Annotated in this window: 11 protein-coding genes; 8 read left to right on the top strand and 3 right to left on the bottom strand. The window is 46.5% G+C overall.

Going from position 1 to position 12,262, the window contains the following annotated elements:
- Window positions 1-20: 20 nt before the first annotated feature.
- The gene (locus AR442_RS13335) at window positions 21-1,004 is read right to left on the bottom strand and encodes a DMT family transporter (protein WP_053285039.1); all 984 of its coding nucleotides are present in this window, start codon (window positions 1,002-1,004) and stop codon (window positions 21-23) included.
- Window positions 1,005-1,133: 129 nt separating this feature from the next.
- On the opposite strand from AR442_RS13335, the gene AR442_RS13330 reads away from it, so the two are divergent.
- The 8 genes from AR442_RS13330 (at window position 1,134) to AR442_RS13295 (ending at window position 10,731) form a co-directional block, all read left to right on the top strand.
- Complete coding sequence (locus AR442_RS13330; protein WP_014417507.1) at window positions 1,134-1,631, top strand: cupin domain-containing protein; 498 nt, start codon at window positions 1,134-1,136, stop codon at window positions 1,629-1,631.
- Between the two features lie 386 nt (window positions 1,632-2,017).
- A complete protein-coding gene (locus AR442_RS13325; protein ID WP_003154908.1) occupies window positions 2,018-2,434 on the top strand; it encodes a DUF1641 domain-containing protein in 417 nt (138 codons plus the stop codon).
- A gap of 39 nt (window positions 2,435-2,473) precedes the next feature.
- Complete coding sequence (locus tag AR442_RS13320) at window positions 2,474-3,652, top strand: NAD(P)/FAD-dependent oxidoreductase (protein WP_014417508.1); 1,179 nt, start codon at window positions 2,474-2,476, stop codon at window positions 3,650-3,652.
- 185 nt (window positions 3,653-3,837) lie between these two features.
- On the top strand, window positions 3,838-5,235 hold the full coding sequence (gene uxaC, locus AR442_RS13315; RefSeq protein ID WP_021494041.1) for a glucuronate isomerase: 1,398 nt from the start codon (window positions 3,838-3,840) through the stop codon (window positions 5,233-5,235).
- A 24-nt stretch (window positions 5,236-5,259) separates the two neighbouring features.
- Window positions 5,260-6,651, top strand: a complete 1,392-nt coding sequence (locus AR442_RS13310) for an MFS transporter (protein ID WP_014417510.1) — start codon at window positions 5,260-5,262, stop codon at window positions 6,649-6,651.
- A 70-nt stretch (window positions 6,652-6,721) separates the two neighbouring features.
- Window positions 6,722-7,720, top strand: a complete 999-nt coding sequence (locus tag AR442_RS13305) for a LacI family DNA-binding transcriptional regulator (RefSeq protein WP_007407297.1) — start codon at window positions 6,722-6,724, stop codon at window positions 7,718-7,720.
- 75 nt (window positions 7,721-7,795) lie between these two features.
- Window positions 7,796-9,241 (top strand): tagaturonate reductase, encoded by a 1,446-nt coding sequence (locus tag AR442_RS13300; protein WP_021494039.1) that lies wholly within the window; start codon window positions 7,796-7,798, stop codon window positions 9,239-9,241.
- Window positions 9,238-10,731: a UxaA family hydrolase gene (locus AR442_RS13295; protein ID WP_053285038.1), complete on the top strand. Its 1,494-nt coding sequence runs from the start codon at window positions 9,238-9,240 to the stop codon at window positions 10,729-10,731. The genes AR442_RS13300 and AR442_RS13295 overlap by 4 nt, the downstream gene beginning before the upstream one ends.
- Before the next feature lie 33 nt (window positions 10,732-10,764).
- Here AR442_RS13295 and AR442_RS13290 read toward each other — a convergent pair whose 3' ends face one another.
- Both AR442_RS13290 and AR442_RS13285 read right to left on the bottom strand, forming a co-directional pair.
- Window positions 10,765-11,529: a sulfite exporter TauE/SafE family protein gene (locus tag AR442_RS13290; protein WP_007610763.1), complete on the bottom strand. Its 765-nt coding sequence runs from the start codon at window positions 11,527-11,529 to the stop codon at window positions 10,765-10,767.
- 145 nt (window positions 11,530-11,674) lie between these two features.
- The gene (locus AR442_RS13285; RefSeq protein ID WP_021494037.1) at window positions 11,675-12,142 is read right to left on the bottom strand and encodes a DinB family protein; all 468 of its coding nucleotides are present in this window, start codon (window positions 12,140-12,142) and stop codon (window positions 11,675-11,677) included.
- Window positions 12,143-12,262: the final 120 nt, after the last annotated feature.

The raw sequence follows: 12,262 nt of genomic DNA, 5'->3' as shown, positions 1-12,262 counted from the left end.
ATGACACCTTTCGTAAAAAATCAGGAACCGGTGAGATTGGCTGACGTTTGCTCAGCCGTTTTCTGGTCTGTCTGCCGGGAAGCGAATGTATGCATGACCATTCCCGCAATAATAATGAACAGTCCGGCAAATGAAAGAAGTGACGGAAACACCGCGGATAAAAAGACGATTTCGCCGATCAGTGCAAAAAGAACCTCTCCGGACTGCGTCGCCTCAACAGCAGCGAGCTTCTGCGGCTCATTCCTCACCATATCGGTGGCGCGGAAAAATAATACTGTTGCGATAACGCCAGAACTGAGTGCGACGATAAAGGATTGGAATGTCTGTCCCATTGAGGGAAGCCCGTCTCTATGCCAGCCGAAAGCGGCGATCAAAAGCCAAAACGGAAGGCTTGCGAGCGTCATGCCGAGCACCCGCTGAAACGTATCGAGTTTTCCGCCGTATTGTTCCAGCATTTTGCGGTTGCCGAGCGGATAGGCAAAAGCGGCAATGACGACCGGCACCACGCTGAATAGTATCGTGCGGCCGGACAGAGAACCCGCATGCTGAAGCTGAATCAGACCGGCTCCGATCAGGATGATGACGGAAGTAACCAGCGAAATCAGCGGGATCTTTTGTCTGACAGAAACCGAGCCCGCCGGTGAATGTTTTGTTTCGTAGAAAAACGGCGACAGAAGCACACCCGCGACAATTGTAATCTGCCACGTGCCGGCGATCAGCCAGCCCGGCCCATATGCCGCCGCAAACGTAATCGGGGCATAAAACAGCACGAACCCGGTAAAACTCCACTTCAGCCAAAAAAACGGTTTTTTTCGGATTTCATGCCAGAGCGGCGCCCATTTTCCTTTCGCATAAACGATCAAAAATAAAAACGGAACCATAAAAAGAAAACGCAGGGAAGAGCTCCACATCCAGCTTCCGCCGGAAAGCTCCATCGCCCTGTTTAAAATAAAGGTGACTGCAAAAAACAGAGATGCCAATATTCCGATCACGATGGCTTTCATTAAATCCCTCATTTTGACACATATTTTTTTATACTATACTATTCACCGGCAGGCTTCGCAATGGAATATGAGAAAATAGCGTTTTAACAAATGATGAATGGGAAACAGACATATACGGAGGTGAAAACAGTGCAGAAAGAGGATATTCAAGTGCTTTATTTCGAAGATGACGGCCGCATTCCGAATAACCCGAATCTTCCGCTTGTTATTTATAAAGCGGTATTTAATGAAGAAACGGTACAAAAAGCAGAGTCCGTCCTCCGCCGGCACGATTGGTCGAACAGCTGGACGGGCGGAGTATTTCCGTATCACCATTTTCACAGCACCACGCACGAAGTTCTTGTCGCGGTAAAAGGAAACGCGGTTTTGAGGTTCGGCGGGGAACAAGGAGCGGACGCCGTTCTTCAAATGGGAGACGCAGCGGTCATTCCGGCCGGCACCGGACATAAAAAACTGTCGGGCAGTTCTGATTTTACCGTGATCGGGGCTTATCCGGGCGGCCGGCAGTACGATACAAAAACGGAGAAAAATGATAGAACTTCAGAAGAAATCAGCCGTGTCCCGCTCCCGGAATGCGACCCCTTTACGGGAAAATCGGGCCCGCTTTTAAAATTGTGGGAAAAATGACAGGGGAAAAGCGGATGGTCTGTAAAAAAATAGCCTAAAAGAAACGTTATTACACCCCCGCCATATAAATAATTTCATAAACGAAACAATTCACGTTCAAATTTTGTTCAAAAAGTGTTATTATATAAGAGTAAATCAAATTGGGGTTTTTTATGTTTGCTATTTTCAGAGAGGAAAAAGAAATTTTGACTTATTCAATTGTTTTTGTTGATATAAAAATAATACTGGATATGGCAAAGTGAAAAACTGGGTAGTAAACATTTATTTTTGTAAATGATTGTGCATGAATTCACAATCTTGCTTTTTCATGCTTTTCTGCATGAAGGGGGAAAGGCTACCCTTTCCAAAAAAATCAGCATACTGCTTATAGTAAAGGAGAATCGGATATGCCAGAAACAATCGATCAAACAAATGCATCTGTCAGCCAAGGCCAACGCGATCTTATTGATCAGCTGCTAAAACCTGAAGTTCAAGAATCACTGACTGTTTTAGTGGATCAGCTTCCAAAACTGACTGAGTTAGTAAATATTTTAACGAAGTCTTATGATTTTGCACAGTCTGTAGCGACAGACGAAGTATTGAAGAGCGATACAGTGGGTGCGCTTACAGAAATTCTTGAGCCGGTGAAAGAAACAGCGAAAGAAGTGGCGGCTACTGCGATCGAAGCAAAAGACCGCGCGGATGCAAGCAATGAAACGATCGGACTTTTCGGCCTGCTGCGCATGCTGAAAGATCCTCAAGCTCAAAAGCTGTTCCGTTTTGCTAACAGCTATCTTGAAATCATGAACGAAAAACAAAAATAATCTCAGATTCAAATTGATATAAAGGACGGAGGATATACGATGTCAAAACATATTGTCATTTTAGGCGCTGGTTACGGCGGAGTTCTTTCTGCTTTAACCGTTCGCAAACATTACAGTAAAGATGAAGCACGCGTAACCGTTGTGAACAAATACCCGACTCACCAAATCATTACGGAACTGCACCGCCTTGCAGCAGGCAACGTGTCTGAACAGGCTGTTGCTATGCCGCTTGAAAAACTTCTGAAAGGAAAAGACGTCGACATTAAAATCGCAGAAGTCAATTCTTTCTCAGTTGATAAGAAAGAAGTTGCCCTTTCTGACGGTTCTAAGCTGACTTATGACGCGCTTGTTGTCGGACTTGGTTCTGTTACGGCTTATTTCGGCATTCCTGGACTCGAAGAAAACAGCATGGTGCTGAAATCTGCTGCTGATGCCAACAAAGTATACAAACACGTGGAAGACCGTGTGCGTGAATACGCTAAAACGAAAAACGAAGCTGATGCAACGATCCTTATCGGCGGCGGCGGCTTAACAGGCGTCGAGCTTGTCGGTGAGCTTGCTGACATCATGCCGAACCTTACGAAAAAATACGGCGTAGATCCGAAAGAAATCAAACTGAAATTAGTAGAAGCAGGTCCGAAAATTCTTCCTGTTCTTCCTGATGACCTTATCGAACGCGCGACAAAAAGTCTTGAAAAACGCGGCGTTGAGTTCTTAACAGGTCTTCCTGTTACAAATGTTGAAGGAAACGTTATTGATCTGAAAGACGGTTCAAAAGTCGTTGCCAACACATTTGTATGGACAGGCGGCGTACAAGGCAACCCGTTAGTCGGCGAATCCGGCCTTGAAGTGAACCGCGGCCGTGCGACGGTTAACGATTTCTTACAATCTACTTCTCACGAAGATGTATTCGTTGTCGGAGACAGCGCTGTATACTTTGCGCCGGACGGCCGTCCGTACCCGCCGACAGCGCAAATCGCTTGGCAGATGGGTGAACTTGTCGGTTACAACCTGTTCGCTTACTTAGAAGGAAAAACGCTTGAAACATTCAAGCCTGTAAACTCTGGTACGCTTGCAAGCCTCGGACGTAAAGACGCGGTTGCCATCATCGGAGCGAACTCTACTCCGCTGAAAGGTCTTCCGGCATCTTTAATGAAAGAAGCAAGTAACGTACGTTATTTAACACATATCAAAGGATTATTCAGCCTCGCTTACTAATCCTTAAGATCACACAGAAGACATTGCCGGACTTTCTCGGCAGTGTCTTTTTTTGTATGAAAATGTTAACGGATACAATTTTCTGAAAAATAAAATAAAAATGATTGATATGTGAGAAAGAGGAAGCTAAAATAAAAAAGAACCATTTTGTTAACGTTAACATTTTTAAGAGGGAGGATGAAAGTGTGAAAGCTTTTATGGGTGATGATTTTTTACTGGATAGTAAAACGGCCGTAAAGCTGTACCGGGAATACGCTGAAAACATGCCGATCATTGATTATCACTGTCACTTAAGCCCAAAGGAAATCTATGAAAATAAAACCTTCGCAACCATTACGGAGGCATGGCTTTACGGTGACCACTACAAGTGGCGGATTATGAGGGCCAACGGCATTGAAGAGCGCTGCATTACCGGAAACGCTTCAGATGAAGAGAAGTTTTTCGCCTGGGCAAAAACGGTGCCGATGGCGATAGGCAATCCGCTGTACAGCTGGACGCATTTAGAGCTGCAGCGCTGGTTCGGCATTTATGACGTATTGAATGAAAAAACGGCCGCGGCCATTTGGAAAAAAACGAATGAGCTCCTGCAGGGAGACGGGTTTGGCGCAAGGGATCTCATTCTGAAATCAAATGTCAAAGTCATTTGCACAACCGACGATCCTGCCGATGCGCTGACATACCACGAACTGTTGAAAGAAAGTGATTTTCCGGTTCAAGTGCTGCCCGGATTTCGGCCTGACAAAGGACTGGACATCAGCAGACCGGGTTTTGCCGATTGGGTCCGTTCACTGGAGAGCGCTTCCGGAATAGCTGTCACCACCTACCAATCGTATTTAGATGCGTTAGAATCCCGCGTCCGCTTTTTTCACAATGCCGGGGGAAGAGTGTCGGATCATGCGTTAGATCAAATGGTTTATGCCGAGACGACCGAAGAGGAAGCGGCCCGGATTTTTGCAGCCGGATTAAGCGGAGAGCATGTGTCTTTTGAAGATGAAAAGAAATTCAAAACACGGACGCTGCAATATCTTTGCGGTCTTTACGCCGAACTGGACTGGGCGATGCAGTTCCATATTAACGCGTTAAGAAATACCAATACAAATAAGTTCAGCAGCCTCGGTCCTGATACAGGATATGACTCAATTAATGATGAACGTATCGCAAAACCGCTTGCCCGGCTGTTAGATTCCGCCGAAAAAAAGCGGCAGTTGCCTAAAACGATTTTGTATTCTTTGAATCCGAATGACAACTATATTATCGCCAGCATGATCAACAGCTTTCAGGATGGGAAAACACCGGGGAAAATTCAATTCGGCACAGCCTGGTGGTTCAATGACACGAAAGATGGAATGCTCCAGCAAATGAAAGCGTTATCAAACATGGGCCTGTTCAGCCGTTTTATCGGGATGCTGACGGATTCAAGAAGTTTCCTGTCCTATCCCCGCCATGAATACTTCAGGCGGCTTGTCTGCACGCTGATCGGCGGCTGGGCGGAACAAGGCGAAGCGCCTTACGATATGGAGCTTTTAGGAAAGATTGTTGAGGGGATTTGTTACCGGAATGCTGAGGAATATTTCCGCTTTTAAAAAATGGAATGAAAGAGGTGGCCTATGAGTAATGTGCCTGTCGTGACAGCACCTGCCGCAAAAGTGAAGGAGCATAAGCTGAGTCTGAAAGAAAAAGTATCCTATGGATTTGGAGATTTTGGGAACGGATTTATGTTTGATCTCGGGCAGATCTATTTGCTGAAGTTTTTCACAGATGTCGCAGGCATTCCGGCAGCGTTCGCCGGCAGTATTTTTTTGGTCAGCAAGCTGTTTGCGGCTGTGACTGATCCGATTGTCGGCTCGGCCATTGACTACAGAAAAAAGATCGGACCCCGGGGTAAATTCAGGCCGTATTTATTATTCGGAAGTATTATTCTTGCGGTCATGACCGTATTGATTTTTGTGTCACCGGACGTGAGCGTCACCTGGAAGCTTGTGTACGCCTATGCTTCTTACATGCTGTGGGGGGTCGCTTATTCTTTCGTCAATATTCCGTACGGCTCCCTCGGCGCGGCCATTACACAGGATGCGGAGGACAGAACGGCGCTTTCTGCATTCCGCCAGATCGGCTCCCTCGGCGCGCTGCTCATTACAAGTGTCATCGTCATCCCGATTCTCGTTCATTTTGATAACGTTCACATCGGCTACCCGGCAGTCATGGGAATGATGGCCGTAATCGGAATCGCGGGATTTATGATCTGCTACCGAAACTGCAAAGAAAGAATTATCGTCCGTGAAGCGCCGAAAGAAAAGCTGTCCGTCATGTCGGTTTTCAAATGCTTTATCGGCAACAAACCGCTTCTGACCGTCGTTTTCATGACGATTTTCTCAATATCGGCATATAACATTAAATCCGCTATGCTTGTTTACTTCGCCCAGTACAATCTCAACAATGCGGAGCTGATGTCCTACATGAGTTTTATCATCATCGGTTCTTCATTTTTAGGTGTTTTGTTTATGCCGAAACTCGTCAAACGCTTCGGAAAAAAGCAAACGGTGATGATCGGTTTTGCCGTCAGCGCCGCGGCTGATGCGCTGAATTTCTGTCTCCCGTCAAATGTATATATCTTTACGGCGTTAGCGAGCATTGCTTTTATCGGGATCAGCATACCAAACGGCATTACGTGGGCGCTTGTGTCGGACATTATTGATTACGGAGAATGGAAGACGGGTGAACGGAAGGAGGCGACGACATATTCGCTTTTCAACTTCTCCAGAAAACTCGCCCAATCTTTATCAGGTTTTCTTTCAGGCATCGGGCTGAGCGTTATCGGCTATATCCCGAATGCATCTCAGACAAAAGGCACGTTAATCGGGATTAAAGGGCTTCTGCTGCTGTACCCGGCTTTCGCTTTAGCGTGCGCCATGCTGATTATCGGTTTGATGTATAAACTGACGGACCGGCAGCATGCCGAGCTCGTTCAGGACTTACATCATGCAAAACCTCAACTTTAGTGATTTTATGGGCTGTCCGTTAATGGTACAATAGAAATAAATGACAGCATACAGAAAGAAAGGAAAAACGATGGTAACCATAAAAGATATCGCAAAACTCGCCAACGTATCCCACACCACCGTATCCCGGGCACTTAACGGCAGCCCCTACATTAAAGAGCATACAAAACAGAAAATATTAGAGCTCGCTTCACAGCTGAATTACACACCGAATGTAAATGCAAAAAGCCTTGCCATGCAAAAGTCCCATACGATCGGACTGTTTTTTACAAGCATCACAAACGGAACCTCACACAGCTTTTTTTCCGATACCATCAAAGGTGTAAACCGCACAATCAGTGAGGAATACAATTTGTTCGTCCGCGCGATTGACGACCTGAAAAGCTTTGAAACCATTACGCCCATGAGATATGACGGAATCATTTTAATGAGCCAAAGCGACAGTGATAATTCATTTATTTATCATATTCGCGAGAAAAACATCCCGCTTGTCGTGCTGAACCGGGACATTGATGACCGGAGCATCACCAATATCCTGTCAAACGATAAAGAAGGCTCCAGACAGGCGGTCGACTGCCTGATCGCAAACGGACACAGAGATATCGCGATCATTGAGGGAAAGGAAGGATTCAGGTCAACTTCTCAGCGGAAAGAAGGCTATTTGACATCTTTAATTGATCATTCTATCCCGATTAAGCATGAATACAGTGTAAAAGGCCGCTATGATATGGAAAGCGGCAGTCAGGCGATGGAAAAACTCTTGGCGCTTCAATCACCGCCTACGGCTGTTTTTTGTTCAAACGATGATATGGCGATCGGGGCGATGAATGCCATTTTCGCCAAAGGCCTGAACGTTCCGGAAGATATATCCGTTATCGGGTTTGATGACATCGGCATTTCCCAATACATGACGCCGAGGCTTTCGACAGTAAAACGCCCGGTTGAAAACATCAGCATACTCGGCGCAGAGAAGATTTTGGCGCTAATCGCCGACCCGGATACGGCGGCGGAAAAAATATACGAAAACACCGAGGTGATGATAAGAGATTCAATTAAAAAACTCACATAACGGCCCGTCTGATTATCCGGGTTTTCGTACAGAAAAATGTTAACGTGTGCATAAATGCAGAAGGAGGCGGACAGCTTGCGTCAGCTGAATAAAAAGATGTGCGGTGAATACATTCAATATCCTGAAAAAGTCCTTCAGTTCGGCGAAGGCAACTTTTTGCGGGCCTTCGCAGACTGGCAGATCGATCAAATGAATCAATTGACGGATTTTAACGGAAGCGTTGTCGCCGTACAGCCGAGAGGCTCTGAGAAAATCAAACGTTTAAACGAGCAGGACGGTTTGTTTACGCTTTTTTTGCGGGGGATAAAGGACGGAAAACCGTCTGAAGAACACATGATCGTCAAATCCATCAGCCGCGGCATTGATCTTTTTTCTGACTATGATTCCTTTAAACGGCTGGCAGCACAAGAGGAGCTTCGTTTTATCATTTCCAATACGACAGAAGCGGGAATTACGTTTGAGAAAGGCGACCGGCTTGAGGATAGACCTCAAAAAACATTCCCCGGGAAATTAGCGGCGTTCCTTTATTTCCGCTATAAGGCATTTGCGGGTGACGCCGAGAAAGGGTGCATTGTGCTTCCATGTGAACTGGTCGAAGAAAACGGACGGAAACTGAAGGCTGCCGTGCTTCAATATGCCGGGCTGTGGGAGCTGGAGCCTGATTTTACTCAATGGATTCATGACGCGAACATCTTCTGCAATACTCTCGTGGATCGGATTGTTCCCGGATTTCCTGTTGATACCACGGAAGAACTTACCGATTTTCTCGGATACGAAGACCGTCTGATTGTGGTCAGTGAGCATTATTATTTGTGGGTGATAGAAGGGCCGGAACAGCTTCAGAATGAGCTTCCTTTTGCTGAGGCCGGGCTGAACGCACTGATCACGTCTGACCTTACGCCTTACAGGACAAAAAAGGTGAGAATCTTAAACGGCGCTCACACGGCATTGGCGCCAGTGGCTTTACTATACGGACTGCAAACCGTCCGGGAAGCGGCTGAGCACGAGGTGACGGGCAGATTCATCGAAGAGCTGATCAATGAAGAAATCCTCCCTGTGCTGCAAATGGAGGGTGTCACCCAATACGCGGCAGATGTGTTACAGCGGTTTAAAAACCCTTATATCCAACATTATCTGCAAAGCATTACCCTTAACGCTGCCGCGAAATTCAAAACAAGAAACCTGCCGACGCTGAAGGCTTATATCGAACAGGAGGGCCGGCTACCTGAGAAGCTGGTATTTTCGTTCAGCGCCATGATCTATTCATACTGGAACGGACCGAACAAACCGGCTGACGGCGAGGAGGTTCTTAACCGTTTTCAAATGGCGCGGTCCCGTTGCAAAGATGATATGTTTCAAGCGGCATCTGCCATATTAGGAGAAGAGCGATTGTGGGGGAAGAATCTGAATCATCTTCCGGGGCTGACTGAACGAACGGCTTTTTTTCTGTCTGTCATTCATAAGCGGGGTATGAAGCATGCGTTACATGAATGCTGCGGCAAAAAGGGGGAAGTGAAATGAAAGAGGTCATAAAAATCCATAAAAACGATAATGTGCTTCTCGCCATGCGCCATTTTAACAAAGGGGAGCGGCTGCATACACACGGACTGACGATTGAAGTGAAGGACCCTGTAAAGCGGGGGCATAAAATCGCGCTGCAAACCATTGAAGAAAACGGCAGCATCATTAAATACGGTTTTTCGATCGGGCGTGCGACAAGGCGGATTTCGGCCGGCGAGCATATTCATACCCATAATCTGCAAACGAATTTATCCGATGTGCAAGAATACACGTATTCACCGCGCTTCGAGGACAATCCTTTTACAAATGAGAACCGGACATTTAAAGGCTACAAAAGAGAAAACGGTACATCCGGCGTCCGGAATGAACTGTGGATCGTACCTACAGTCGGCTGTGTAAACGGCGTCGCTGAGAAAATCCTGCAGCGCTTCGTAAAAGAGGCGAAAGACATTGCGCCCTTTGACAATGTGCTGGTTTTAAAGCACCAATACGGCTGCTCCCAGCTTGGCGATGATCATGAGAATACGAAACAAATGCTGATAAACGCCATCCGTCATCCAAATGCGGGCGGTGTGCTGGTTTTAGGGCTGGGCTGTGAAAATAATGAGCTGGCGGCGATTAAGGAAACGCTTTCTGAAGTGAATGGAGATCGGGTGAAATTTCTCGAATCACAGGCTGTCACAGATGAAATTGAAGCGGGGACTGCGCTACTTAAAGAGATACACCTTGCGGCAAAGGGAGATAAACGTGAGGAGATTCCGCTGTCAGAATTGAGCATCGGATTGAAGTGCGGCGGGTCGGACGGTTTTTCCGGCATCACCGCAAACCCTTTATTAGGGAGATTTTCAGATTACTTGATTGCACAGGGAGGGAGCACGGTCTTAACGGAGGTGCCTGAGATGTTCGGCGCTGAGACGATTCTCATGCAGCGTGCGGCGAGCGAAGAAGTGTTTCATAAAACAGTCCGATTGATCAATGATTTCAAGCAATATTTTATGAAGCACGAGCAGCCGATTTATGAAAACCCGTCACCAGGGAATAAGGAAGGCGGCATTTCAACGCTCGAAGACAAGTCGCTCGGCTGCACCCAAAAAGCCGGTCTTGCACCGGTTTCTGATGTGCTGACATACGGTGAAACCCTGAAAACAAAGGGATTGACACTGCTCAGTGCGCCCGGCAATGATTTAATCGCTTCTTCAGCGCTCGCAGCGGCGGGCTGTCACATCGTTTTGTTTACAACCGGAAGAGGCACGCCGTTCGGCACATTTGTCCCGACTGTGAAAGTATCAACAAATACCGATTTATTTCAATCAAAGCCTCATTGGATTGATTACAACGCGGGCAGATTGGCGGAAGACCAAACAACAGAAGATCACATTGTAAGAGATTTTATTCAATACATTATTAAAGTTGCAAGCGGAGAATTCGTCAATAACGAAAAAAACGATTTTCGGGAGCTTGCAATCTTTAAGTCCGGTGTGACGTTATAAGGGAAAAGGCGATCTGACAACAGACCGCCTTTTTTATATTAATTTTATTCCGCTGATTAAAATAATCGCCGCCATCACAAATTGCAGCGGGCGCGGTGAGAATTTCGGCGAAAAGAAGCTGCCGAGAAGCACACCCGGCACAGAGCCGATCAACAGATTCAATACAAGCAGGTAATCGACGCTTCCGAAGCTTGCGTTTAACAGACCGGCAGCAGTTACGAGCAGAAAGGCATGTGCGATATCCGTTCCCACTACTTCTGCCGTTTTCATTCTGAACAGGTATAGCATGGCGATCGCAAATAACGAGCCGGACCCAATAGATGTCAGGCCGACGATGAAGCCGAAAATGACGCCGATCAATATCATGAGTGTCCGCTTTTCTTCAAGCGTTTTTTGCTGCCAGCGGTTCGGCCGCAGTTTTTTATCGAAAAAAAGGCGGGCGATAATGGAAATGGCGACAAGGGTCAGCACGTAGCCGAGCGCCTGTTTGATAATCTGCTCCTGATGCTGGTGAAAAGCGGGAAACAAGTGAAGAACACCGATGGCGGCTGTTGCGCTGGGAATGCTTCCGAGCGCCAAGTAGCCGACAAGTTTAAATTGAACGGTACGCTGCTTCCAATGAGAAACGACACCGAACAGTTTGGTGATGGAGTTATATAAAAGGTCAGTGCCGACGGCGATTGAGGGGTTGATCCCCAAAACGATCAGTAAAGGAGTCAAAAGCGCCGCTCCTCCCACACCCGTCAATCCGACAAGCGTTCCGACAAAGAAACCCATAAACACAATGCTTACAGTCATCTGTGTGCCTCCTGAATAATCCTACTATTTTTATCAGATTATATATGATTAAGAGGCGGTAATCAATTAAATTTTCGGAAAATTTTATACAGAACAAAAAAATCCGCCAGCCTGCTGTTATGTCGCAGACCGGCGGATGGCCGGATTATGATTTTTGCTGATAAAACGGAAGTTCCGTGTGGCCCATTTCTCTGACATACACGAAAAGGTTGCCTTTATGATGAATTTCATGCTCCATGGCAAGCTGAAGGAGAGCAGCGCCGGTCACTTTTCTGCCGAAAGAGGCGGTCAGGTCAATTTCGCGGTTCAGCTGCTCTTCAGTCAGCTGTGACAGAATGTCTGTCGTTTTTTCAGTACATGCTTCCGCCAGTTTGACGAGGTCTGTTTCCGCTTCTTCTTTCGGTTTGTTCTGGATGGCTGATCCGTTTCCGTCGTTAATGACGTTTGCAAACATAAGAAAAGAATAAACGATGTGTTTTACAAGTTCCTGAGCGGACATTGATGTCTCTGCCGGTTTGTAGTCGTAATGCTCGCGGCTGATTTTTTCCGCCAGTTCAATCGTCACGTTTCGATGTGACAGAAAGTGGCTGACCAATTGATTTTGTGCTGTCATGTGAAAACCCCCATTTAATACAGAATAAAAGCTGCAAGGATATGCTATATCAACGGCACGGAAGAAACAAGCAATAAGCTTGTGACGGAGATAAATCGTTGCGGATATCCGAAATTCGAC

The sequence above is a fragment of the Bacillus velezensis genome (assembly GCF_001461825.1).
Lineage (GTDB): Bacteria > Bacillota > Bacilli > Bacillales > Bacillaceae > Bacillus > Bacillus velezensis.
This window is presented reverse-complemented; position numbering and strand designations above follow the sequence as displayed.